This is a genomic window from Galbibacter sp. (assembly GCF_048266365.1).
In the GTDB taxonomy this organism is placed as follows: Bacteria; Bacteroidota; Bacteroidia; order Flavobacteriales; family Flavobacteriaceae; genus Galbibacter.
This window is the reverse complement of the sequence record NZ_JBLWZP010000011.1, coordinates 21,495-47,598: the sequence shown is the minus strand read 5'-3', so window position 1 is coordinate 47,598 and position 26,104 is coordinate 21,495. Positions and strand designations below refer to the sequence as shown.

Genomic DNA, 26,104 nt, shown 5'->3' with positions numbered 1-26,104 from the left:
ACTGCTTTAATTACCTTGTTCGAAATCGATTTTAATATCCGTACCTAGACGTTGTAAGTACGCGATAAGCGCCACGATTTCTCGATTTTTCATTTCAACAAAATCCTCTCCTCTTACCGAAGCAGCTCTTTTATCTTCTTCATAGGATTCTTTAAAGCTAGGATCTTGGTATAGATTCTGTTCAATTTTCGAAGCCTGAGCATCCATATGCTGTTGTGCATTAGCAATCTCTTCTTCGGTATAAGGCACTCCCAATGTGACCATGGCTTTCATTTTGGTCTCTGTGAGAGAACGATCCAACTGGTCTGTAATCATCCATTGGTAAGCCGGCATGATACTTCCAGGAGAGGTACTCTGCGGATCATACATATGGTTGAAGTGCCAAGAATCACTGTATTTTCCACCGATACGGTGTAGATCAGGTCCGGTTCTTTTACTTCCCCATAGAAACGGGTGATCATAGACATATTCTCCAGCTTTTGAATATTCCCCATAACGCTCAACCTCACTTCTAAATGGACGTATCATTTGAGAGTGACAGGATACACAACCTTCACGGATGTAAAGATCTCGTCCTTCCAATTCTAATGGGGTATAAGGTTTGACACTTGCAATGGTTGGGATGTTTGATTTTACCATAAGTGTTGGTACAATTTGAACAATTCCTCCAATTAAAATAGCGATAGTAGCTAGTATGGTCAATTGAACAGGTTTTCTTTCTAACCAACCGTGGAAGGTCTCTCCGGAAAGCTTTCTTTTTGATACCCGTACTAATGGTGGGGCTTCAACAAGTTCATCTTCCAATTTAACCCCTTTACGGATGGTCATAATTGCGTTATAGATTCCAATAATAGCTCCTAGGATGTAAAGAGATCCACCTGCGGCTCTCATGGCATACATAGGTATGATCTGAGTTACAGTCTCAAGGAAGTTTCCGTAAACTAGTGTTCCGTCAGGGTTGAATTGGTTCCACATGGAAGCCTGAGTAAACCCGGCCACATAAAGAGGAAGTGCATATAGGATAATACCAAGGGTTCCTAACCAGAAATGAGTGTTAGCAAGCTTGATAGAGAATAGCTTCGTTTTAAATAATTTTGGAACTAGGTAATAGATCATACCAAAGGTTAAAAAGCCATTCCATGCTAAGGCACCTACGTGAACGTGAGCGATTATCCAGTCGGTATAGTGACCGATGGCATTAACGGTTTTTAAGGATAATAAGGGGCCTTCAAAAGTCGCCATTCCATAGCCTGTGATAGCTACCACAAAGAATTTCAAAACAGGGTCAACTCTAACTTTATCCCATGCACCACGAAGTGTTAATAATCCGTTGATCATCCCTCCCCACGATGGTGCAAGAAGCATCACTGAAAATGCTACCCCGAGGTTTTGAGCCCATTCAGGTAAAGCGGTATAGAGTAAATGGTGTGGTCCAGCCCAGATATATATAAAGATCAGTGACCAGAAGTGAACAATAGATAGGCGATAAGAGTATACTGGTCTATTGGCTGCCTTAGGGACATAATAATACATCAAACCTAAGAAAGGCGTGGTTAGGAAGAATGCTACCGCATTATGCCCATACCACCATTGCACCAGTGCATCTTGAACTCCAGCGTATACAGAGTAACTCTTCATGAAACTTACCGGAAGTTCTAAATTATTAAAAATATGTAATACAGTAACAGTTACAAAAGTTCCTAGGTAGAACCAAATTGCTACATAGAGGTGTCTTACTCTTCGTTTTAGAATAGTGGCAATCATGTTTGCGCCAAAAGCAAGCCATACTAAGGCTAAAAGAATGTCAATAGGCCATTCGAGCTCTGCATATTCTTTGGTAGAGGTATACCCAAGAGGTAATGTAATGGCAGCAGACAAAATTACAAGTTGCCATCCCCAGAAGTTGAAGTTACTTAAAAAGTCATTTGCCATACGGGCTTTTAATAAACGTTGTAAAGAATGATAAACTCCCGCAAAAATGGCATTTCCAACAAATGCAAAAACCACTACATTGGTATGCAATGGACGAAGTCTTCCGAAACTCAACCAGGAGATCCCATCAGTGAGTTGTGGAAAAACGAATAGAAAGGCTAGGAGCAATCCGACACCCATTCCGACAAGACCCCAAAACATGGTAGCGTAAAGGAATTTTTTGACAATTTTATTGTCGTAGTAAAACTGTTCTATTTCCATAGTTCAAGACTGTTATTTATTCAGTGAGTTATTGTGTTTATTTGTTTCTTTTTTCTTGGATTCACCATCAAATAAAATTCTGATAGCGGGGGTATGACTATCGTCAAATTGCCCATTCTTGACCGCCAAAATAAATGCCGCGAAAAAAACTATTGCAATCAGGATACTCAGAGAAATTAGGATGTAAATGACACTCATTTTAAAAGCTTTATCAACGTTGCAAAATTATGATGACATAAATATTTAAATTATGATAAATGTCATGTTAGATTTCTACTGACAAAATAGGTGCTCAGGGTGGTAAATGCTACAATGCTAATGGAGCTTAACGGCATTAAAATAGCGGCCACCACGGGGGATAAATTTCCAGTGACTGCGAATGAAAGTCCTATGACGTTGTACAAAAAGGAAATCACGAAGCTCAAATGAATAATTTGCACCCCTTTTTTGCTCAAGCGAAGGTATTGATCAATGTCTTTAAGCCTAGAGGCATCTAAAATGGAATCACAAGCAGGAGAAAACACATTCACGTTTTCTGAAACTGCAATACCGACGTGACTTTCCTTTAGTGCTCCTGCATCATTAAGTCCATCTCCAATCATGAGAATTTTAGAACCCCCTTGTTGGTGTTGTTTGATATAATGGTGTTTGTCCTCCGGTTTTTGGTTGAAAAACATTTTGGTTTCGGAAGGTGTACGCTTGCTCAAGTTATTCGCTTCTTGAGCATTATCTCCAGAGAGTATGGCTATTTCATAGTGTTTGCTGAGGTTTTTAAACAACTCAAAAACACCTTCTCTATATTTATTAAACACTACAAACTTACCTTTGTAGTTGTTATTTGTACTGATGTGAACACTAGTGTTTTCAACTCCTGAAGAACTTTGCTGATTTAAAAATGATGCCGATCCAATCTTAACGGTATCGTTTGCAAATGTGGCTTCGATTCCCTTACCTGCAGTTTCTTTAAAATCATCCATAGTGAGGATGTTTTGAGAGCGCAGCATGTGGTATAGCTGTCTACTAAGGGGGTGATTGGAACCGCGAAGGGTGCTTTTCAGCAAGGCCTTTTCATGAGTATTGAGTTCCATTCCGTGGTAGTGAATCTTACTTTGATCATTGGCGGTAATGGTCCCTGTTTTATCAAAAATGATGCTGTTGATCTCAGCCATGCGATTGATGACCTGTCCGTCCTTTAAATAAAACCCTCGTTTGCCATAGATACGAAGTAAGTTGCCAAGAGTGAAAGGTTCGGCAAGGGCTAGAGCACAAGGACAAGCAATGATTAGTACCGCGGAGAATACATAAGCGGCATAACCAGGGTCCCACCATAACCAGAAGCCTAAAGTGGAGAGGGCCACCAAAAGTATTACCATAGTAAAATACTTACTGATTTTATTGGTCAGTGCAAAATTTTGAGACTTTTCTTGGTGTTTCATGGAGTCTTTGCTCCAAAGCTGGGTCAAATAACTCTGAGAAACGCTCCGAAGTGCTTCAATCTCTATAGGCTGATCTTTTTGTTTACCGCCTGCATATATTTTATCTCCTGATGTTTTGTGAATAGGATTGGATTCACCCGTGACAAAACTATAGTCAATTTCAGCATTACCCTTGATTAAGATGCTGTCCACCGGAATGATTTCTTCGTTTCTAATAAGAATGCGATCCCCTTGTTTTACGTCTTTAACTTGGATGTTTTCTTCAATACCGCCCTTAATTACCGTAACACCTATAGGGAAATAACTTTTATAACTGCGTTCAAAGGATAAAAAGGCATAGGTTTTCTGTTGGAAATACCTCCCGACAAGCAGGAAGAAGAGCAATCCGGTAAGGCTGTCAAAGAAACCTTGGCCGGTATTTGCTACAATTTCATAGGTACTCCTGGTGAACAACACAAAAACGCCCAATGCGATAGGGAGGTCAATATTAAGGATACCTTTTCTTAAGCTCTTATAGGCGGAGACAAAATAATCTGATGCCGCGTAAAAAACCACAGGAAGGGAAAAGGCAAACATCAACCAACGAAACACGGGTTTGTATTGATCTAGCCAAAACTCATTCACTTCAAAATATTCAGGGAAGGAGAGTAGCATGACATTTCCAAAGGAAAACCCGGCTACTCCGATTTTGTATAGTAAGCTTCGGTTAGTAATCTGCTTTTCAGTGTTTTTGTTCTCAAGGTTAATTTTAGGAGGATAACCGATAGAGGCCAAGAGGACAACCAGCTCTTTTAGTGTTAGGGAGTTTGAGTGGAAAATAACACGTAGTGTCTTCTTTGGGAAGTTAACTTGAGCGTCTTTTATATGAGGGTTGAGTTTGTTTAATTGTTCGAGTACCCATATGCACGAACTACAGTGAATGTTTGGGATAAAAAGGTTTACGATTTGAATGCCTTCATCATCAAATTCCAACAACTCCTCCACAATGGCTTTGTTGTCCAGATAATCGAATTTACCTACAAATTGCGAAGGAGAAATTCCAGGATTTTTCTCAATATCGTAATAGGAGTGGAGGTCGTGTTCACCTAAGATTTCAAAGACGGTTTTACAGCCGTTACAACAAAAATCCTTACCCTCAATAACAAAAGAATCATTCTCGAATTCAATACCACAATGAAAACAAAATTTGCCCATATTTCCCCTAAAAAGAACTGCAAATTTCAACATAATTGTAAGGAAAATTTATGATATTTGTCATAAAATAGGGATCCCATAAAGGAGTTGGATATGAGTAGTTGCAGTCAGTGTATCGTTCGGAAATTTAGCGCTTTAAAGAGCCTTGATAAGTCAGAGTTAATTTATATATCTGAATGTAAAACTGGACAAATAATTAAGAAAGGATCGTATATTTTCAATGAAGGTGAGCACCTCAAAGGGGTATACTGTGTCAAGTCAGGTGTTTGTAAATTAGTCAAGCTATCTTCAAACGGTAAAACCCAAATTGTAAAGTTTATAAAAAAAGGGGATCTTCTTGGTCAGCGTAGTATTGTCAGTGATGATGCCGTTAGTCTTAGTGCTATTGCTGTAGAAGATATGCAGGTCTGTTTTATCCCAAAAAGTGATGTTCTTTCTGTTTTTAAACAGAATGCGAATTTCTCTAGTGAAATCATTAATGATATTTGCTTTGATCTTAAACTGGCCAACAATCAAATTGTAAGAATGGCTCATAAAACCGTACGTTCTAGATTCGCAACCATTTTATTGGAATTGGAAAATGAATTTGGGCTGGATGTTGAACAAAATATACGTCTTAAACTCTCTAGAGAAGAGTACGCCAATATTGTAGGTACTGCGACAGAATCTATGATTAGAATGTTTGCCAATTTTTCAAAGGAAAATCTTATTGCACTAAAAGGTAAAGTAGTCAAAATATTAGACGCAAATAGACTCCGACAAATTGCTGAAGAGTAATATGTCCTTCGAAATTAACAAGTTCTTGGAAGTTGTTTTATGAGTTGTGCTTTTCTAAGATCTCAACAACATCTTTGATTTTTTGCATTCTTGCATGATCTAGAGCGGTAAGACCATTGGCATCCTTAAGGTTTGGATCCGCATTGTTGGATAGTAGTAACTCTACAATATCTGCCTTTCCGAAAGTAGCCGCATAGATAAGAGCAGTGCCTTTATTTCCGTTGGAGAGATTAACCTCGGCACCATTTTCAATTAATAATCTTGCGATATCGGTATAGCCCTTAAAACATACTCCCATTAAGGCAGTGTTTCCAGAAGCATCCTTGATGTTGACATCGGGATTAAAACCTAGGATAACCTCAGTTACATCCTTATGGCCATAATAGCTAGCTAGGAGTAAAGGGGTCGACCCTTTGGAGTCTTTAAGGTTGGTCAGTGTTGGTATATCCTGCAAGAAATCAGAAACTCTAGCGGAGTTTCCAGCTCGAATGGCTTCAAAAAATTCTTCTGTTTTCATAGATGTGGACAATAGTGTTTATCTAATTTTTTCTTTCCTCTCAAAAATACAACTTTTAGGTAAATCTTTGGCAGTTTGTTATCGCAGTTGGTTTAAACTTAACATAATATGCTAGGATTTGACCTTGTTCGAACCTCTAATCTATTGTGTATACGGTCAATGCTAAAAATAAAATGAAAATAAATAGTTAGATTTAAAATAAAGCCGTTTCTTTGCACCAGTGTTATGAAGCCTTATAAAATTTGGTGTTATTTATCCTTCCGATATTTTTATATTCATCTTTTTTGACTTTATTCCATAGGTACCATGGGCAACTCCGTTTTGGCTGTTGTTTGTTGCTATCGAATTATATACATTTTTTTAAATATTTTAATATGAAAGAAGGAACAGTTAAGTTCTTCAACAGAACAAAAGGATTTGGATTTATCACAGCAGAAGATACTAAAGAGGATATCTTCGTACACGAAAGTGGTTTGATAGACAACATTAACGAAAACGACCGCGTTAAATTTGATACCGAAAGAGGTAGAAAAGGAATGAATGCAGTTAACGTTGAAGTAATAGACTAAGACTAAAACAAATGAAAACCATCTATTTTAATAGGTGGTTTTTTAATTCAAATAAATAATATGCTGATAATACCAATTAAAGAAGGCGAAAATATAGATCGTGCCTTAAAACGTTACAAACAAAAATATCGTAAAACGCAACAACTTAGAAATTTACGTGATAATCAACACTTCACTAAGAGGTCGCAAGAGCGTAGAGTTCAAGTTGCTAAAGCAATTTACAAACAAGAATACCAAAGAAAGTTAGAGGAATAATCACTCTAGCTTTTTTTTTTGAAGGTTTATTAATCTCACTCAGATAGGCATCACCTCGATTGCAACTACCAAACCTTCATTAGATCTGACATTAAATACAGTTTGATCCTCGAAGATTAAATATTGTCCCTTTATTCCCTTTAAGACCCCTTGATATTCCGGAGTTTTTAGAAGATTTAAACTCTTTGGTTTAAGTGGGTATGTCTCAACAGGGAATTCGATGTTGGTTTCAGAATTATCCTCAATAAAATAAGGTTTCACCTCCTCTGGTAAGTAGTTCTTCAATTCAACACTATAGGCTTTTAGATCTTCATCTATAATATCGTTTTGAAGCATTTTTCGCCAGTTCGTTTTATCTGCTACGTGGTCTTTAAGTGCGACCTCTGCAATACCAGCAAGATACCTGTTTGGTGTTTCTAAGATCTCTAATGCCTCATGGGCGCCTTGATCAATCCATCTGGTAGGTACTTGATTCTTTCTTGTTACTCCAACCTTGATGCTGCTAGAATTTGCTAGATACACAATGTGAGGTTGTAATTGCATTTCCTTTTCGTAGGCCAAATCACGGTCCTCTATATCCAAATGTGCCTGGCTTAATTCTGGACGTATGATCCAATCAGCGGCCTTAGGAGTTTCGAAAAAACAACTTTTACAAAATCCTTGTCGGTATATTGGTTTGTCCAAATGACAGTTTAAACATTCGAATTTCAAAAATTTTAAACCAATGGATTTATTGATCAGTTGATTGAAATTAATGTAGTTGGCGCCCAATACCAAGTAGTAATTGACGGGTTTGGAATTTTCTGTTTGCATTTTGGTTAGTACACCTTCGAACATCATAAAAGTTTTTCCTATTTTTAGCAAATATAATTCAAAATATGTCATTTCCACTAATTAACTCTATAGCTTCCTGGTTTCTTAAGAAGCGGTTCCATCAGATGGAATTGTTCCTAAAATACCCTGCTGAGGTTCAGACTGAGGTGTTGAACCATTTATTGAGTCGTTCCAGTGCAACTGAGCTTGGAAAGCGCTATGGTTTCTCGGAAATTAACTCCTATGAGAAGTTTGCGGATCGTGTTCCTATCGTGCGTTACGAGGATATTGAACCCATGATTGAGCGATCTAGGCAGGGAGAGTCTAATATCTTTTGGCCGACACCCATTAAATGGTTTGCTAAAAGTAGTGGAACTACCAATGCTAAGAGTAAATTTATTCCCGTGAGTACAGAATCTCTTGAGGATTGTCACTTCAAGGCGGGTAAGGATATGTTGTCTCTATATTTTAATAATAATGAGGAGTCTAAACTCTTTGATGGGAAGAGCTTACGCCTGGGTGGAAGTAAAGAATTGTATCAAAGCAACCAAACTTTTTTTGGTGACCTTTCCGCAATTATCATTGATAATATGCCGTTCTGGGCTGAGATGAGCAGTACTCCAAGTAACAAGGTTTCCCTGATGAGTGAATGGGAGCGTAAACTCTCGGCTATAGTCCAAGAAACAGTGAATGAAAATGTGACCAGTTTAGCTGGGGTTCCTTCGTGGATGTTAGTGCTTCTGAACAGGGTGCTAGAGGATACGGGTAAAACTAATTTATTCGAAATCTGGGACAACCTTGAGGTATATTTTCACGGAGGGGTCAGTTTCAATCCTTATAAAGAACAATACCAGCGTTTACTACCACGACAAAGTTTTCGGTACTACGAAATATACAATGCCTCCGAAGGATTCTTTGCTATTCAGGATCGTAATGATTCCGATGAGCTCTTATTGATGCTGGACTACGGTATCTTCTATGAGTTTATTCCCATGGATACCTATGGCAGTCCAAATGAAAAAGTATTGCCGGTTTGGGAGGTAGAGTTGGATAAGAACTATGCCATGGTCATTACAACAAATGCCGGTTTGTGGCGCTATTTAATTGGAGATACGGTTCGATTTACCTCTAAGGCCCCCTACCGAATTAAGGTCACAGGTAGGACAAAACACCATATCAATGTTTTCGGAGAAGAATTAATTATTGAAAATGCTGAAGAGGCACTTAAGAGAGCTTGTCAGGCCACAGGAGCTGAAATAGTTGATTACACAGCTGGTCCAGTTTTTATGGAAGGTAAAAACAAAGGAGGACATGAGTGGATCATAGAGTTTAGAAAGATGCCTGAGTCCTTGGATACATTTTGCCATGAAATGGACTTGGCCTTGCAGTCGGTGAATTCTGACTATGAAGCAAAACGCTATAATAATATGACGCTGAATCGCCCTATACTACACCTTGGAAGAAAGAATTTGTTTTACGATTGGCTTAAGAAATACGACAAGTTAGGCGGGCAACATAAAATTCCCAGACTCTCCAGTAACAGGCATTATCTGGAAGAGTTATTAAAGATGAACGACCAATAATTTATTTTAAGTCAGGGTTGATACCTAAAACATTTTCCTCGACATAACGGTTGATGAAATCTTCGGTCATATGATCATGACCCAGTAGATTCTCAGATTTAATAATTTTTGCAATATCGAGCATTTTGTAGGCGTCCAACATAGGTTTGGAAATTGGTCTATAGCTGTAATGCCATGGCTCATAGTTAAAACCTTTTCTATTTGGGTTGTTGGTGTAGACAAGATAAAACCCATAGGTGTTTGCATTGTTATCCATCCATATTTTAAGTTTGCGAAATGGACCATCTCCTTCAAATTTATCAGGATCCAATACACTTCCGCTATAGGTTGCTGCGGCATCAATGATGTCGATGTCTGTTCCCCAATGATGTCTTGAAGTTCCGGGATAGGTGGAGTAAGCGATGATTTTTTCCATGGCATCCAACGGGCTCATACCTTGGTCTGTATAACTTTTATATTTGCGATTCCAAATCGATTTTTGTCTAGAAAAGTTGCGATAGCCAGAGGCAACTTGAATTTCAATCCCCTGTTTTTTCGCATCTGCCTTCATTTTTAAAAATGAGTCATAGGCTTCTTTTTGTAGGCCAATGCCATCTCCAAGGAGTTCTGGTGATGATTTTCCGGTGAGTGTTTCAATGGTGTAATTGTCTTGGGCAGTACAAGTTTGAGTGCTTAGGATAATGGCTGATAGCGCACAAAAAAGATAGGATATTTTCAAAATAATATGGATGTTGATTTGGATAAAGATACGATTTCTGAGTAGAAATTGAATTGTATTCTATCATTAGAAACACCTCTAGCCAAAAAAGAATAACTAAATTTGTTAGCATTATCAAAATTTCAATATCGCCGCTTAATGGATAGTAGTGGAATGGTTGTCCTGCAACTCAAGTCGCTATAAAATGAATTAGTTCACAGCCATAGGTGTTAAATCAATTAAAGAATATGGAATTTAAAAATACTAGGGAGTTTGCCCAAATGCTCGATGCCAAGGACATCTTAAAGCCATATAAGGATGAGTTTATATTCCCGCAGCACAACAATAAGAATGTACTGTATTTTACTGGAAACTCCCTAGGGCTTCAGCCAAAACGCACACGTAGTTTTCTTGATGAGATATTGAATGACTGGGGTGCATTAGGAGTAGAAGGACATTTTTATGCAGACAAACCATGGTGGGATTATCACGAGCAGTTAGCAGCGCCTGTGGCTAAAGTAGTGGGTGCAAAAACTAGTGAGGTCACCGTGATGAATACCTTGACGGTTAACTTACATTTGTTGATGGTCAGTTTTTATAGGCCAACCAAAAAACGTTTTAAAATTCTATGTGAGGAAAAAGCGTTCCCATCAGACCAGTATGCTATTTTAAGTCAACTTAGAACTCACGGTCTTGATCCTAATGATGCCCTTGTCGAAGTAAAAAAGAGACCTGGGGAGCATCATTGGAGAACTGCGGATGTTTTGGAAATGATTGCATTGTATAAGGATGAATTAGCGCTAGTACTTATAGGTGGTGTTAATTATTACAATGGTCAAGTGTTCGATATCAAAACGATCACCAAGGCTGCAAAAGAAGCTGGGGCCAAAGTAGGATGGGATCTTGCCCATGCTGCAGGGAACATACATCTTGAGTTACATGACTGGGATGTGGATTTCGCTGCTTGGTGTAGTTATAAATATATGAATAGCGGCCCGGGAAATGCTTCAGGGGTGTTTATCCACGAGCAGTATCACAAGCGCAAAAATATACCGCGTTTTGAAGGCTGGTGGGGTACAAAAAAAGAAACAAGATTTCAGATGAAGCCAGAGTTTGATCCTATGGACAACGCGGATGCTTGGCAGATCAGCAACACACCGGTAATGACTATGGCACCATATTTAGCTTCCTTAGGAATGTTCGAAGAAGTCGGGATGGAAGCCTTGCTTTCTAAAAGTAAAACCTTAACCGATTATTTGGAGTTCATCTTAGATGAAATCAATGCCAAAGTTAAACATCAAAAAACTTTGGAAGTTATCACTCCAAAAGATCGTGGGTGTCAACTCTCCTTATTGGTACATGGTAAAGGTAGAGAGTTGTTTGATTATTTTATGGAAAACGGGGTAGTTGTAGATTGGAGGGAGCCTAATGTCATCCGATTGGCGCCGGTTCCATTTTACAATTCCTTTGAAGACTTGTATGAGTTTGGTCAAATATTAGAGGCTGGAATCTAGAATCAGAACATTATAAATGCAAAAGGCCGTATTACCTGGCAGCTCATTTTAGAACCTGGCTTACAAGGTGATACAACCTTCGCACTATTAACGAAAAATTAAAAACTCATTGGCACTTCCATGATTAACACCTTTGCTTTTGTATCTGCTGTGATGTCTATGGTTTCTACTTCCTGAATTCCCAGACCATCACGTTTATTTAATTTTTGATCGTTCACCCTAGCATCGCCTTCAATGACAAAAGCATAAACTCCGTTTGTCGAATCGTTCAATTGGTATTGAATACTGTTTCCGGCATCGAGTTCTGTAATATTAAACCAAGCATCTTGATTGATCGTCACCCCTGCATCATCACTATTAGGAGAAACGATTTGTTGAAGTTTGTTCTTTCGATCCTCAAGTTTCATGCTGATCTGACTATAGGTAGGTTCAATATTTCTTTTCTTAGGAAGTATCCAGATTTGGAGTAGGTGTACTTCCTTATCCTCATTTTTGTTGTACTCACTATGAAATACTCCCGTCCCTGCGGACATGGCCTGCACATCACCTTCTTTTATAACCTCTTTATTCCCCATACTGTCTTCGTGTTCAAGATCTCCGTATAATGGAATTGAGATGATTTCCATATTCTCATGAGGGTGTTTTCCAAAACCTCTCCCGCCTGCAATGACATCGTCATTAAGAACCCTTAATACTCCGAAGTTCATACGATGTGGATCGTAGTAATTTGCAAAGCTAAACGTATGATGAGAATCTAGCCATCCGTGATTAGCATGACCCCTTGAGTTTGCCTTATGTAAAATGTTTTCCATAGTTACTAATTTAACTTGATTGGACGTAGTAACCTTAATTTTCTTACACTAATGTGAAGGCAGCTAAGTCGATTAAAAATCGGCTGAAAATTACTTTAAGATACTCACTTTAATGCCTGTAAAATACAATTTGAAGACACCATTGTCATTCTGGTGCATGGTCGCTATTTTCAAGCCATCGAAGTCTTTATAGCTTTCCCAGGTGGTGATCATACAATTGGAAGTCGAATTGTTTTCCCTGTAGACCCATTCTTGTACCATATTGTTTTTATCGATATAAAAGTCATAGGCATCTCCCGGAGTATAGCCACCCTGGCTTTCATAGACAATGGTTAACTTTTGTAAACTGTCTTTACTTATAGGGGCGATGTCCATTAAAGGTTCGCTATAAGTTTTATGGTCGTCCCATACTAGTTTGTAGGGCGCAAGTAACCAATAGATATCGTTGATAAAATTTTTGTCAGCAGCTAATTCCTCATCGCTTAAAATTCGATCGCGATTGAAGTCTAATCTTTTGCCGTCTTTAATTAGTGTCACCTCATTTTTCTTTGGACGCCATTCCCAGCTACGCTCGAAATGTGTGGTGTCGCGATCTACATTAAAGGTGAATTTTATTTCATCCACCTGCTTCCAATGCTCATAGCCATGAGCATAAGCAACTTTTTCTAGCGCATTGAGTGGTTTTTCAACTTCTTTTTCTTTACAGCTAATGATAAGCAGAACACATAATAGTAGGCTAAAGACTTTCATTTTTGTGGATTATTGAATGATTTGATCAGGGCATTTTTTTGTTTTCTCCAACTTGGGTAATTCATATTTCTACTGGTATGTTCCATTATCGTATGCATTTTACCGAGTGGTTTACCCAACAGCATCACGGCTGAAGGGAGGTGTTTACTATACAATAATACGAAAAAATCAATTAGAATGCGAAGCGAGGACTGATATTAACGTGCGTTAAAGATCTTGTAAAACAGTATGTAAAATGGGGAAGAAACTAGTGAGATTAAGTGCTATTTGGCGTATTGTATTTTAGCTAAATAGAATGAGCTGTGTTTTAAATAATAGCTTTAAGTTGTTGTAAGCCAAAAAATTATGATTAAATTTACGTAGAAACTGTTGGTTGTTGCTCACTTTAGTGATAGCCGACTTGGGGTAGTTTTGGGAAGCTAAAAGCAGGTCTGAAAATAACGTGCTCTTAGCTTCTTTTACGCCTGATTAAAATAGTCCGTTAATCTCAGCGTCTATTTTATTGATGATCTCTCCGAGATCTTCAGGATTATCTACAAAATTGTAATTATCTACATCTACAATAAGCATTTTTCCACGATCATATGTATGTATGAAGGCCTCGTAGCGCTCATTTAGTCGACTGAGATAGTCTATTGAAATGGAGTTTTCATATTCACGGCCTCTTTTGTGGATCTGATTTACAAGGTTGGGGATCGAACTTCTTAAATAGATCATAAGATCCGGTGATTGAACCAAGCTTTCCATCAATTCAAAAAGAGATTTGTAATTTTCATAATCTCTATTGGTCATTAGCCCCATTGAGTGCAAGTTGGGCGCAAAGATATAAGCGTCTTCGTATATGGTACGATCTTGGATTATTTTTTTTCCACTTTGACGAATCTCTAGTATTTGTCGAAAACGACTGTTTAAGAAATAGATTTGAAGGTTGAAACTCCAGCGTTCCATTTGATTGTAAAAGTCATCCAAATATGGGTTGTCTACTACATCTTCAAAATGAGGCTCCCATTTGTAGTGTTTAGCAAGTAGTCTAGTGAGTGTCGTCTTTCCGGCACCGATATTCCCGGCGATTGCAACGTGCATATCAAAATCGTTTAAGTGAAACTTTTTTCCAAGGGTAAATATACAAGTTATAGCCTATGTAATAAAAATAAATTTAGTTTAAGCCCTATTGATCAAATGTAACCTTATCGTAAAATCACTTTTTTTATAATCACAATTATGATCCTATTTGTCTTGTTTTCCGATATTTGAGATTTTCCATCATCTTATTCGTATACACCGAACGCGATATGCTACTGTAAAATCAACGTCTTTGGAAGCCTAAACTTCTTTTTTCTGGAACGAATCGTGAAAAAAGTATCTAAAGGTTTTTCAGTTTAAATCTAATGTGTACCTTTGCCATCAGAATTTGAGGAAAGATTTGACTGATTGCCACCTCGTAAAAAAAGCGCTAAAGCAGTAATTTACTTCTTTAGCCTTTTCTGGCAGTATACTTTCCAAAGGATAATAGTTTAGAATTGAGAATTATGGGATATTTATTTACATCGGAGTCCGTAAGTGAGGGGCATCCAGATAAAATTGCTGACCAAATTAGCGACGCTTTATTAGATCATTTTTTAGCTTTCGATCCACAGAGCAAGGTTGCATGTGAAACCCTAGTTACTACTGGGCAAGTTGTCTTGGCAGGTGAGGTGAAAAGCGGAACCTATCTTGACGTTCAATCCATTGCTAGAGATGTCATCAACAAAATAGGGTATACCAAAGGAGCTTATCAATTCAGTGGTGATTCCTGTGGTGTGATATCTTTGATTCACGAACAATCTCAGGATATTAACCAAGGAGTTGATAGAGCTACCAAAGAACAACAGGGAGCGGGTGATCAAGGAATGATGTTTGGGTATGCAACCAATGAGACTGAAAATTATATGCCTTTGGCGCTGGATATCTCGCATAAGCTCATGCAAACTTTAGCTGAGCTTCGTAGAGAAGGAGATCAGATTTCGTATTTGAGACCCGACGCTAAAGCTCAAGTCACCATAGAGTATTCAGATGATAATGTTCCTTTGAGAATCGATACTATCGTGATTTCTACCCAACACGATCCTTTTGATCAGGACGATCAAGTGATGCTTGATACCATTAAAAAGGACTTGTTAGAAATCTTGATCCCGAGAGTAATAGCGCAGCTGCCTGAGGTCATACAACCCTTATTTAACGGAGAGATTAAATATCATATTAATCCAACAGGTAAGTTTGTTATTGGTGGTCCACATGGTGATGCTGGTTTAACAGGTAGAAAGATTATCGTAGATACCTACGGTGGTAAAGGAGCTCATGGTGGAGGTGCATTTAGTGGCAAAGATCCAAGTAAGGTAGATAGAAGTGCGGCATATGCTTCACGACATATAGCAAAAAACTTAGTTGCCGCAGGAGTAGCTGATGAGCTTTTAGTCCAGGTTAGCTACGCCATTGGTGTAGTAGAACCAACGTCTGTTTTTGTAAATACTTACGGTACTTCCAAAGTGAATTTAACTGATGGAGAAATCGCCAAGAAGGTTGTTGAATTATTTGATTTACGTCCTTTCGCAATTGAAGAAAGACTTAAGCTTAGAAATCCAATTTACCTAGAGTCTGCAGCATATGGACATATGGGAAAACAACCTGTTACAACCACCAAGGTTTTTGAATCTCCATACAATGGTAGAGTAGAACGCGAAGTTGAGTTATTCACTTGGGAAAAGTTAGATTATGTTGACCAAGTTAAAGAAGCATTCGCGCTAGTGGAATTCGCTGAAAAATAATCGGCATAAAATGTAGTTTACTATAAGGTGTTACAATGCACTATAGGCGAATTGGTTTGAGCCTGGAAAGCCAAATGAGTTTTCTAAATTGAACTGAAGTTCAAATACTTAATGTAATTGTTATCAAGAAAGGCTGAAGGAATGGACCTTGTGATGCCTTAGCAACCCTTATCTATGAATTTTATACTATTTCTGGAACGAGAAGGTGCTACATTCTACCGCGTAAAAACGGATAGATAACGCTAGAAAATCTTTCACTGAAATTTTTTAGACCTTCTTTATAACAATTTTGAATCATCGGCACTTGCAGTGTGGCTTGCCGATACCGGTAGAAATTGCTGGATCATATAAACGAATAACAAAGCATTTAAACTTTAAGAAGTTGAAAGAAGAGCTGTTACATATAAAATTAAAATCCTATACCACTATTAGTGGTGTTACTCAGGATCTGAACCTATCCTACCAGTTATTTGGCAAACCCTTAAATAGTGCGCCAATTGTGATGGTAAATCACGCTCTTACTGGAAATTCAGATGTCAGTGGGGAAAATGGTTGGTGGAAGGACCTTATCGGAGAAGGTAAGGCCATAGATACGGCGATCTATACCGTTTTGTCATTTAACATTCCTGGAAATGGTTATGATGGAACCGTTATTGAAAATTATAAAGATTTTGTGGCAAGAGATATAGCACAGATCTTTTTGAAGGGACTAGAGCATCTTCGAATTGAGAAACTATTTGCGCTTATCGGAGGATCGCTTGGAGGGGGAATCGCCTGGGAAATGGCGGCTTTACATCCAACAATTACTCAAAACCTTATACCGGTGGCAACGGATTGGAAATCTACAGATTGGCTTATTGCTAACTGTCAGATCCAGGAGCAATTTTTGTTAAATTCCAAACAACCTGTCCACGATGCGCGTATGCACGCTATGTTGTGCTATCGTACCCCAGCTTCATTTAAGGAGCGTTTCAAAAGGACCACCAATGAGGAACTACAGGTGTTCAATGTAGAAAGTTGGCTTTTGCATCACGGTGAAAAACTTCAAGAAAGGTTTCAACTCTCTGCCTATAAGCTCATGAATCAATTGCTTAAAACAATTGATGTGACACGTAATAGACCAGAACACTTTAATGTTTTGGAAACCATCGACGCCTACGTCCATATTATAGGAGTGAGCTCAGATTTGTTTTTTACTGCTGAGGAAAATAGAGAAACCTATAAACAACTTGCACGTTCAAGTGATAGAGTTCGCTATGGAGAAGTAGTGTCAGTGCATGGACACGATGCTTTTTTAATAGAATTCGAACAATTAGAAAAACTCATAGGAGGGGTCTTTGAATCTTCTCTAAATAAAAATAAAATGAAAATATTAAAATTTGGTGGTAAGTCGCTAGCCAATGGTGAGGGAATTAAAAATGTCGTTGAGATTATAAATCGAAGTGTTCAAAACCAGGAGCGAATTGCTGTGGTGGTGTCCGCTAGAAACAATGCAACCAATGAACTTGAGAATATTTTGGAGACTGCGGCTGCCAAACAAGATTATTTACACTTACTTGATGCTTTTAAGAAGTATCAATTACAAGACTACCAGTTTGTAGACTTATCATATGAATTTGACAATCTAGAAAAATTGTTCTCTGGAGTCCATTTATTGGGTGATTATAGTCGTAAAATTAAGGATGAGGTTCTGGCTCAAGGTGAACTGATCTCTGCCAAATTGCTAACTCAGGTGCTTAACAAAATGGGAGTTCAAGCGAATTTCACCGATTCAAGAGCCCTGATCGTTACCGATGAAAAATTTGGAGATGCTCAACCAATAGAAAAAGCCTCTAAAGAAAAGGTGCTTAAACATTTTGCGACCCATAACGGCAAGACCGTTAATATAGTTACTGGGTTTATAGGTTCTAATGAAAAAAATGAGACCACAACCCTTGGACGAAACGGTAGTAATTATACCGCTGCTTTACTCGCAAATTTCTTAGATGCAGGTGAGCTTCAAAACTTCACACATGTAGATGGTATTTTTACCGCTAATCCAGATTTGGTTCCCACAGCCCAACGTATAGAAGAACTTTCGTTTAATGAGGCTAATGAGCTTGCTAATTTTGGGGCTACCATATTACATGCCAAAACAATTATACCACTTATTGAGAAAAACATTCCGCTTCGAATCCTCAATACCTTTAACCCGGAAAGCACGGGTACCTTAATCACCGCTACTCCAAAAAAAGAAGGAATGAAATCCCTCTCTATTTTAGAAAGTATGGCACTCGTGAATTTGGAAGGGCGAGGACTTCTAGGGAAAGCTGGTGTGGATGCTCGTATTTTTAATGCCCTAGGAAAACGTGATATTAGTGTAAGTATCATTTCTCAGGGTTCATCTGAAAGAGGGATCGGACTGGTCGTTAACGCTAAGGATGCTACCGAAGCAGTGGTCGCTTTAGAACGAGAATTTGAATATGATTTCTACTCTAAGGATGTCAATAAAATAGCCGTTGTAGATGACGTTTCGGTAATTTCAATTATAGGACTGGATCTTAGTAGTTTCCACAAACCTTATAATGCCTTGATTAAAAACCAGGTTGTGCCGATTCTGTTTAACAACACTGTAACTGGTAAGAACGTGAGTTTGGTGGTAAAAAGATCTGAACTTCATAAAGCATTGAATGTCATCCACGGAGAAGTATTTGAAATCTCCAAAAAAATAAACATTGCGGTATTTGGACATGGCTTAGTCGGAGGAACATTAATAAATCAGATCCTAGATTCGGCGGTCAACATTGAAGAGCGCAAAAAAATAAAACTCAATATTTTTGCAGTAGCCAACTCCAAAAAACTGCTTTTAAACAGTGATGGTATTGATGCCAATTGGAAGTCAGCTATTCAAGAGAGTGAAACAGAGTCAGCCATAGCGACCTTAATTAATTATGCCAAGGCTCATCATTTAGAAAACCTTATTGCCGTAGACAATACCGCAAGCGAAGAGTTTGTAGGCAACTACAAACTGCTTATTGAAAATGGTTTCGATTTGGTGTCTTCAAATAAGATTGCCAATACTTTGGATTTTGACTTCTACAAAGATCTTAGAGCGCATTTGGATAAAAACCAAAAGCAATACTTGTACGAAACTAATGTAGGAGCCGGGTTGCCATTAATTGATACGATTCGTATACTGCATTTATCAGGTGAAAACATCACTAAAATTAGAGGGGTGTTCTCCGGAACTTTAAGTTACTTGTTTAACCGCTTTTCAGTGGAAGAGGTAGCCTTTAGTGACGTACTGAAGCAAACGATAGCCAATGGATTTACGGAGCCAGATCCTAGAGAAGATCTTTATGGTAATGACGTTGGACGTAAACTATTAATTCTGGCTAGGGAATTGGATCTTCACAATGAATTTGAGGATGTCAATATTGAAAATCTGGTACCAGAACATCTTAGAGATAAGAGTGTGGAAGCCTTCTTGGAGCAACTGGAGGAGTTTGACTCTGTATATCAACAAGTCAAAGAAGAGCAACAGGAAGGTCATGTACTGCGTTATGTAGGGGATCTTCATGGAGACCTGCAAAAGGATAAAGGACAGCTTGATGTCAAACTCGTTTCTGTGCCAGCCAATAGTGTATTAGGACAGGTTAAAGGTGCAGATTCTATTTTTGAAATTTACACGGAGTCCTATGGGGATCGACCCATTGTGATACAAGGAGCTGGTGCTGGAGCAGCCGTGACCGCTAGGGGAGTTTTTGGTGATATTCTTAAGCTAACAGAAAAAGGATAAAGCACAAAGGAACCAAGTATATAGAATCAACAAAAGGAATACCATTCACTGAACATAGAACCCGGGGCTTAAACCCCCCTATTGCTTAACATCAAAATATGAGTAAAAAGCATTTTGAAACCGATGCGATTAGAACGCAAATTAACCGAACTGAATTTTTAGAGCACAGTGCTCCAATGTACATTACTTCTAGTTTTGTTTTTGATGATGCTGAAGAAATGCGTACTGCTTTTACGGGAGAAAATCCACGTAATATATACAGCAGGTTTACCAATCCAAACACTACAGAGTTTGTAGATAAGGTTTGTCATATGGAGGGTGCCCAGGCTGGCTATGCATTTGCCACCGGGATGGCTGCAGTTTTTTCATCCCTGGCGGCTTTACTTGATAGTGGAGACCACGTTGTTTCTGCGAGATCAGTTTTTGGATCTACACATACGTTATTTACAAAGTATCTTCCTAAATGGAATATTGAAACCAGTTATTTTAATATAGACCAACCGGAGGTCATAGAAAGTCTGATTCGACCTACCACCAAGATACTTTTTGCAGAAACACCGACCAATCCTGGTGTTGATATACTGGATTTGGCTTATTTGGGTGAGGTGGCAAAAAAGCACAATTTAATATTGGTGATCGATAACTGTTTTGCAACACCTTATTTGCAACGACCAATTGAGTACGGTGCTGATCTTGTAATTCACTCCGCAACCAAATTAATGGATGGCCAGGGAAGAGTTTTAGGTGGAGTCACCGTAGGCTCTGAAGATCTTGTAAACCAGATTTACTTGTTCTCACGAAATACAGGTCCAGCAATGTCTCCATTCAACGCTTGGATATTATCTAAAAGTTTGGAAACGCTTGCTGTGCGTATGGATCGCCATTGTGATAATGCACTAAAAGTTGCGACCTTTTTGGAAGGACATCCAAAGGTGAATTTCGTCAAGTATCCTTTTTTAAAATCGCACCCACAATATGAGATCGCCAAAAAGCAAATGAGCCAAGGAGGTACTATAATAGCCTTTGAAATTAAAGGAGGAGTGGAAGCAGGACGAAACTTTTTGAATGCGGTTAAATTGTGTTCTTTAACTTCCAATTTAGGAGATACCAGGACTATAGTTACCCACCCGGCCTCTACCACGCATAGCAAACTATCTGAAGAGGATCGTTTGGAAGTGGGAATTTCTGATGGGTTGGTAAGGGTGTCCGTTGGACTAGAGCATCAAGAGGACATAATTGCAGATCTTAAGCAAGCATTGGAGGCTTAATGTGGTTATGAATTCTAAGAGGCAAAAGTTTCTAGCTATCAAACAATACTGTCTAAAGCCGAAAAAGATATTGGACTACCTTCAATTTGAAAGGAGCACATTAGCAAAGAATTGGGGTGATTTCAGATCAACTACACTGCCATTGGTACTGATTTTGATTTGTGATATAATTCTCCTTGATGTATTTTTTTAGTTAAAAATCTTCAATTTCATTTGTGTTTTTATAATTTAATGGTACTTTCGCTTCAAAATTCTATTAGTCTATAGATTTAGTAGAGTGTTTAAATTACACCAACAGTAGTACTATAAGGTTTGCGGTTGAGTGTTGAGAGCCAAAGACTGAATATTATCATGAATTCACGTCTTATTGTTTTGCCTTATTGCAATGGAAAAAGGCCATAGAACAAAAAATTAAAAGAGTATGCAAAGCTTTAGATCAGAGATTGAAAATCCATTTGTATCAAAAGAGATCATTGAATTAGATCGTAAAATACGATTGTTTCGCAATGAGAAAATGGATGAGGACAAGTTTAAGAGTTTACGCTTGGCCAGAGGGATATATGGGCAACGTCAACCAGGGGTTCAAATGGTCCGTATTAAATTGCCTTTTGGAAAGGTAACAGGCGATCAGTTATTGCGTATCTGTGATGTCTCTGATGAATACTCAAGAGGAAGACTACATATTACCACACGTCAGGATATTCAGATTCATTATGTGAGTTTGGATAGAACTCCGGAGTTGTGGAATGAGTTGGATAAAGATGATGTTACTATTCGTGAGGCCTGTGGGAATACTGTTCGTAACGTAACAGGAAGTCCTGAGGCAGGTATTGACCCTAATGAGCCTTTTGATATTACACCTTATGCTCATGCAATTTTTAAATACCTGTTAAGAAATCCGATGAATCAGGAAATGGGAAGAAAGTTTAAAATTTCTTTCTCTTCATCTGATGAAGATACAGCTTTGTCGTATATACATGATGTGGGATTAATTGCTAAGATAAGAGATGGCCAAAAAGGGTTTAAGGTTGTTGTCGGTGGTGGACTTGGGTCTCAACCTAGATCAGCAGAACCTGTTCACGATTTTTTACCAACAGATCAAATTATCCCCTTTATAGAGGGAGTTATTCGAGTTTTCGATCGTTATGGAGAACGTTCTAAACGAATGAAAGCAAGAATGAAATTTTTAATAAAAGATATAGGGCTGGAAGCGTTTTTAGATTTAGTTGAAAAAGAAAAATTAGCACTAGCGTACCAGTCCTATCCTATCAGTGAAGAAGGATTTGAATTCGATCGCTCTATAGTAGATGATATTAAGGTACCTAAGATAGAGGTTAAGGATGTTGAAGGTTATGAAAAATGGAGAAAATCCAGTGTTTTCGATCAAAAACAACCAGGATTGCATTCTATAGGAATTAAGGTAAGACTAGGCGACTTTTATACGCCTCAGGCTAGAAAACTTGCAAACCTAATTAAGGAATATGCAGCCAATGAACTTCGATTCACCTTACGTCAGGATATTCTATTGCGTCACGTAAAAACTGAATTACTTCCTTTGTTCTATTTGGAACTCAAGGAACTTGGATTTACGGAAATAGGCTTTAATGCAACTTCAGATATCACGGCTTGTCCGGGTACAGATACTTGTAACCTTGGAATTGCAAGTAGTACAGGGATTGCTGATGTCCTTGAAGATGTGATATCTCAAGAGTATCCACAATACAAAAACAATCGTGACATCTATATCAAGATTAGCGGATGTATGAATGCCTGTGGTCAACACAATATGGCACATATCGGTTTTCAAGGAATGACCATGCGTACTCCAGACAAACGTGTAGCACCTGCATTACAGGTATTACTCGGAGGGGGAGCCTTGGGTAATGGAGAAGGAAGATTCGCTGATAAAGTAGTGAAGATCCCTTCAAAAAGGGGGCCTCAAGCGCTTCGCTTAATCCTTGATGATTACGATAAAAACAAACAAGACGGAGAGAGCTTTATGAGTTATTACGACCGTAAAGAGCAAATCTACTTCTACGATTATCTAAAACACTTATCCAGTGCTGACGATCTTTCTGCAGAGGATTTCGTAGACTGGGGCAATGTTGAAAAATACGAACAAAAAATTGGGGTGGGAGAATGTGCAGGTGTAGTGATTGACCTGATCGCCACTTTGCTATTAGAGAGTGAAGAGAAAGCAGAAACGGCAGCAGAAGCAATAGAAGAAGGAAAATGGGCACACAGTATTTATCACTCGTATTCGTCAATGATTAATACCGCTAAGGCACTATTACTAAGTGAAAATCAAAAAACCAACACACAAATAGGAATTATAAATCAGTTTGAAGAATTATTTGTCGCAACTGGGAGAATTTCATTAAACACCACAACCTTCCCTGATTTCGTTTATCAGATTAATAGGAATAAACCCTCTGAGGCTTTTGCAAGATCATATATGGAAGATGCCAAGGCATTTTCTGAGAAAGCAACTGCCTTTAGAACATTAGAATTAGCAAATGCTGACAAATAACCAACCAAAACTGAGTTTGATAGGGGCAGGTCCGGGGGATCCGGATTTGCTTACTATTAAGGGTATGAAAACTTTACAGTCCGCCGATGTTGTCTTATATGACGCATTGGTCAATGCAGAGCTCTTGAAATATGCGCCACAGGCGGAGTGTATTTTTGTTGGTAAACGAAAAGGTTGTTATGCCTACCAACAAGATCAAATCAATGAGCTCATCGTAAGCCGTGCCAAGTCCCATGGACATGTGGTACGACTTAAAGGTGGAGACCCTTTCGTATTCGGTAGGGGGTCTGAAGAGTTAGAGTTCGCAATATCACATGGGATTTCAACGGAATTTATTCCAGGGATTTCCTCGGCATTAGCCGTGCCTGCATCTCAGAATATTCCGCTTACACAAAGAGGAATGTCAGAGAGTTTCTGGGTCATTACGGGCACCACCAAAGAACACAAACTCTCGAAAGATGTTGCCTTGGCAGCAAAGTCTAGAGCTACAGTGATCATACTTATGGGTATGAGTAAACTGGGAGAAATCGTAAGCTTGTTTAAAGGCGAACACAAGGATCAATTGCCAGTGGCTATCATTCAAAATGGTACAACGGAGCAAGAGCAAATAGGCATAGGAACCGTAGAGACCATTGAGCAGATTGTAAATGAAAATGGACTGAGTAATCCCGCTATAATCGTTATCGGTGAAGTGGTGAAACAACGTGGTATATTAACAAAAATAAAACAAACGGTTGAGGCGGTTTAAATAACCGGTGAAGTAGAAATGGAGGAGCGAAACGAATTATATCCGGTATTTTTAAAGGTGCACAATCTAGAGACCCTAATAGTAGGGGGTGGAAAGGTTGCATTGGAGAAACTAGGCTTCCTCTTAAAATCCAGTCCAAATGCCAAGGTAAGTGTGGTAGCTCCTTCATTTGATTCACAGATCATCGAGAAGGCATCAGCTTGGAAATTGAATTTAATTCACGACACCTACGACCAAAAATATCTCAGTGGAAAGCATATTGTTATTGCAACCACAGACGATCCAAAGGTCAATGTACAAGTCTATAAAGATTGTAGAACAAAACATATTTTGGTCAATGTCGCAGATAATCCACCGTATTGCGATTTTTATATGGGGGGTATCGTGACCAAAGGAAATGTGAAAATCGGAATTTCTACCAACGGAAAATCTCCGACAACCGCAAAGCGACTTCGACAATTCTTCGAAGAGGTCATCCCTGATGACATCGATGAATTGGTCAAGAATTTAAATAGCTATAGAAAAACCATCAAAGGAGATTTTGAGGAAAAAGTTGAGAAACTAAATGAATTTACCAAGGGTTTAGTTTCTAATACAAAAGTGAAAAAGAAAAAAGAAAACAACTAGGCTTAGAAAAGTTGTAAAATGTAGTTGCCATGATTAAAACAGATATACTAATTATCGGAGCCGGACCAACGGGTCTATTCACAGTCTTCGAGGCTGGATTATTGAAACTAAAGTGTCATTTAATTGATGCCTTACCACAGCCAGGTGGTCAGTGCTCGGAGATTTATCCGAAAAAACCCATCTACGATATTCCTGCCTATCCGGAAATTCTTGCCGGTGATCTGGTAAAGAATTTACTAGAGCAGATTAAATCTTTTGAGGCGGGCTATACCCTAGGGGAGCGTGCTGAAACCCTTGATAAGTTGGAAGACGGTACCTTTATCGTTACAACCAATAAAGGAACGAAACATCATGCCCCTGTAGTTGTTATCGCTGGCGGTTTGGGAAGTTTTGAGCCTCGAAAACCACAATTAGAAAACATCGACAAATTCGAAGATAAAGGGATTTCTTATATAATTAAGGACCCTGAAGTTTTCCGTGATAAAAAAGTACTGATCGCCGGTGGAGGAGATTCCGCACTGGACTGGTCAATTTATCTAGCCGATGTTGCTTCAGAGGTTTACCTGGTACACCGAAGAAATGAATTTAGAGGAGCTCTAGATTCTGTTGAAAAAGTGGCAGAGCTTTCTAAAAAAGGGAAGATCGAGCTTATAACTGAGGCTGAAGTTACCAAATTACACGGAGAGCAGCACCTTGAAGCACTTACAGTGAAGCACCTGAAAAATGGTGAGTCTCACATTGAAGTGGATCACTTTATTCCATTGTTTGGATTGTCACCAAAACTAGGACCGATAGGTGATTGGGGCTTGGAAATTGAAAGGAATGCTATTAAGGTGGATAATTCTTATGATTATCAGACCAATATACCTGGTGTTTACGCTATTGGCGATGTGAATACCTATCCAGGGAAACTGAAATTAATCCTCTCTGGATTCCATGAAGCCGCAGTGATGTGTCAAAGTGCGTATCAACGTATATTCCCGAATAAGAAATACATCATGAAATACACTACCGTTGGCGGTGTAGAAGGCTTTGACGGAACCAAAAAAGAAGCGAAGAAAGAAGTGGTTAAAAGTATCGTTTAACGCGCTTAAGAATCATCATAACAATAGGGTATATTGAAGTTATTTGCTTGATATACCCTATGTTTTTTACCGTGGTAATTCCAAGTGGTCTTTAAGATAGACTTCACTTGCTTACCACTAAAATCTGCGTTATATTTGCAACTCATAAGTTCCT

The 26,104-nt window shown here is 38.6% G+C and carries 21 protein-coding genes and 1 riboswitch; of the genes, 12 read left to right on the top strand and 9 right to left on the bottom strand.

Annotated features, from left to right (window positions below; genetic code table 11):
• Positions 1 to 6 precede the first annotated feature (6 nt).
• The 3 genes from ccoN to ACN0TV_RS14195 form a co-directional block, all read right to left on the bottom strand.
• Positions 7 to 2,193 carry a cytochrome-c oxidase, cbb3-type subunit I gene (gene ccoN / locus ACN0TV_RS14205; protein ID WP_417363575.1) on the bottom strand — a complete coding sequence of 729 codons (2,187 nt, stop codon included), beginning with the start codon at positions 2,191 to 2,193 and terminating at the stop codon, positions 7 to 9.
• A gap of 12 nt (positions 2,194 to 2,205) precedes the next feature.
• On the bottom strand, positions 2,206 to 2,391 hold the full coding sequence (ccoS, locus tag ACN0TV_RS14200) for a cbb3-type cytochrome oxidase assembly protein CcoS (protein WP_417363574.1): 186 nt from the start codon (positions 2,389 to 2,391) through the stop codon (positions 2,206 to 2,208).
• Between the two features lie 62 nt (positions 2,392 to 2,453).
• Entirely contained in the window at positions 2,454 to 4,823 is a 2,370-nt protein-coding gene (locus ACN0TV_RS14195; protein WP_417363645.1) for a heavy metal translocating P-type ATPase, read from the bottom strand.
• A gap of 93 nt (positions 4,824 to 4,916) precedes the next feature.
• On the opposite strand from ACN0TV_RS14195, the gene ACN0TV_RS14190 reads away from it, so the two are divergent.
• Complete coding sequence (locus ACN0TV_RS14190; protein ID WP_417363573.1) at positions 4,917 to 5,600, top strand: Crp/Fnr family transcriptional regulator; 684 nt, start codon at positions 4,917 to 4,919, stop codon at positions 5,598 to 5,600.
• Between the two features lie 37 nt (positions 5,601 to 5,637).
• Here ACN0TV_RS14190 and ACN0TV_RS14185 read toward each other — a convergent pair whose 3' ends face one another.
• Positions 5,638 to 6,117, bottom strand: a complete 480-nt coding sequence (locus ACN0TV_RS14185; protein WP_417363572.1) for an ankyrin repeat domain-containing protein — start codon at positions 6,115 to 6,117, stop codon at positions 5,638 to 5,640.
• 374 nt (positions 6,118 to 6,491) lie between these two features.
• Here ACN0TV_RS14185 and ACN0TV_RS14180 point away from each other — a divergent pair, with 374 nt between their 5' ends.
• Positions 6,492 to 6,686: a cold-shock protein gene (locus tag ACN0TV_RS14180; RefSeq protein ID WP_417363571.1), complete on the top strand. Its 195-nt coding sequence runs from the start codon at positions 6,492 to 6,494 to the stop codon at positions 6,684 to 6,686.
• Between the two features lie 60 nt (positions 6,687 to 6,746).
• Positions 6,747 to 6,941 carry a 30S ribosomal protein S21 gene (rpsU, locus tag ACN0TV_RS14175; protein ID WP_417363570.1) on the top strand — a complete coding sequence of 65 codons (195 nt, stop codon included), beginning with the start codon at positions 6,747 to 6,749 and terminating at the stop codon, positions 6,939 to 6,941.
• A gap of 39 nt (positions 6,942 to 6,980) precedes the next feature.
• Here rpsU and ACN0TV_RS14170 read toward each other — a convergent pair whose 3' ends face one another.
• Positions 6,981 to 7,781, bottom strand: coding sequence for a DUF2797 domain-containing protein (locus ACN0TV_RS14170; protein WP_417363643.1), 801 nt, complete (start codon positions 7,779 to 7,781; stop codon positions 6,981 to 6,983).
• Positions 7,782 to 7,819: 38 nt separating this feature from the next.
• Here ACN0TV_RS14170 and ACN0TV_RS14165 point away from each other — a divergent pair, with 38 nt between their 5' ends.
• Entirely contained in the window at positions 7,820 to 9,337 is a 1,518-nt protein-coding gene (locus ACN0TV_RS14165; protein WP_417363569.1) for a GH3 auxin-responsive promoter family protein, read from the top strand.
• A 1-nt stretch (position 9,338) separates the two neighbouring features.
• Here ACN0TV_RS14165 and ACN0TV_RS14160 read toward each other — a convergent pair whose 3' ends face one another.
• Entirely contained in the window at positions 9,339 to 10,055 is a 717-nt protein-coding gene (locus tag ACN0TV_RS14160; RefSeq protein ID WP_417363568.1) for a M15 family metallopeptidase, read from the bottom strand.
• A gap of 227 nt (positions 10,056 to 10,282) precedes the next feature.
• Here ACN0TV_RS14160 and kynU point away from each other — a divergent pair, with 227 nt between their 5' ends.
• Complete coding sequence (gene kynU / locus ACN0TV_RS14155; RefSeq protein WP_417363567.1) at positions 10,283 to 11,548, top strand: kynureninase; 1,266 nt, start codon at positions 10,283 to 10,285, stop codon at positions 11,546 to 11,548.
• 98 nt (positions 11,549 to 11,646) lie between these two features.
• Here the strand turns inward: kynU and ACN0TV_RS14150 are convergent, their stop codons facing one another.
• The 3 genes from ACN0TV_RS14150 to ACN0TV_RS14140 form a co-directional block, all read right to left on the bottom strand.
• Positions 11,647 to 12,360, bottom strand: coding sequence for a pirin family protein (locus tag ACN0TV_RS14150; RefSeq protein ID WP_417363566.1), 714 nt, complete (start codon positions 12,358 to 12,360; stop codon positions 11,647 to 11,649).
• A 90-nt stretch (positions 12,361 to 12,450) separates the two neighbouring features.
• Positions 12,451 to 13,110 carry a hypothetical protein gene (locus tag ACN0TV_RS14145; RefSeq protein ID WP_417363565.1) on the bottom strand — a complete coding sequence of 220 codons (660 nt, stop codon included), beginning with the start codon at positions 13,108 to 13,110 and terminating at the stop codon, positions 12,451 to 12,453.
• 468 nt (positions 13,111 to 13,578) lie between these two features.
• Complete coding sequence (locus tag ACN0TV_RS14140; RefSeq protein WP_417363564.1) at positions 13,579 to 14,193, bottom strand: deoxynucleoside kinase; 615 nt, start codon at positions 14,191 to 14,193, stop codon at positions 13,579 to 13,581.
• A gap of 446 nt (positions 14,194 to 14,639) precedes the next feature.
• Here ACN0TV_RS14140 and metK point away from each other — a divergent pair, with 446 nt between their 5' ends.
• From metK to ACN0TV_RS14105, 7 genes are all read left to right on the top strand, one after another.
• Complete coding sequence (gene metK / locus ACN0TV_RS14135; RefSeq protein WP_417363563.1) at positions 14,640 to 15,914, top strand: methionine adenosyltransferase; 1,275 nt, start codon at positions 14,640 to 14,642, stop codon at positions 15,912 to 15,914.
• A 117-nt stretch (positions 15,915 to 16,031) separates the two neighbouring features.
• Positions 16,032 to 16,157, top strand: a riboswitch (SAM riboswitch).
• A 139-nt stretch (positions 16,158 to 16,296) separates the two neighbouring features.
• Positions 16,297 to 19,692 (top strand): bifunctional aspartate kinase/homoserine dehydrogenase I, encoded by a 3,396-nt coding sequence (gene thrA / locus ACN0TV_RS14130; protein WP_417363562.1) that lies wholly within the window; start codon positions 16,297 to 16,299, stop codon positions 19,690 to 19,692.
• A 98-nt stretch (positions 19,693 to 19,790) separates the two neighbouring features.
• The gene (locus ACN0TV_RS14125; RefSeq protein ID WP_417363561.1) at positions 19,791 to 20,960 is read left to right on the top strand and encodes a trans-sulfuration enzyme family protein; all 1,170 of its coding nucleotides are present in this window, start codon (positions 19,791 to 19,793) and stop codon (positions 20,958 to 20,960) included.
• 421 nt (positions 20,961 to 21,381) lie between these two features.
• Positions 21,382 to 23,490, top strand: coding sequence for a nitrite reductase (locus ACN0TV_RS14120; RefSeq protein ID WP_417363560.1), 2,109 nt, complete (start codon positions 21,382 to 21,384; stop codon positions 23,488 to 23,490).
• Positions 23,477 to 24,238 (top strand): uroporphyrinogen-III C-methyltransferase, encoded by a 762-nt coding sequence (gene cobA, locus ACN0TV_RS14115; RefSeq protein ID WP_417363559.1) that lies wholly within the window; start codon positions 23,477 to 23,479, stop codon positions 24,236 to 24,238. Before ACN0TV_RS14120 ends, cobA begins: the two co-directional genes overlap by 14 nt.
• A gap of 18 nt (positions 24,239 to 24,256) precedes the next feature.
• Entirely contained in the window at positions 24,257 to 24,865 is a 609-nt protein-coding gene (locus tag ACN0TV_RS14110) for a precorrin-2 dehydrogenase/sirohydrochlorin ferrochelatase family protein (protein ID WP_417363558.1), read from the top strand.
• Positions 24,866 to 24,894: 29 nt separating this feature from the next.
• Positions 24,895 to 25,950 (top strand): NAD(P)/FAD-dependent oxidoreductase, encoded by a 1,056-nt coding sequence (locus ACN0TV_RS14105; RefSeq protein ID WP_417363557.1) that lies wholly within the window; start codon positions 24,895 to 24,897, stop codon positions 25,948 to 25,950.
• Positions 25,951 to 26,104: the final 154 nt, after the last annotated feature.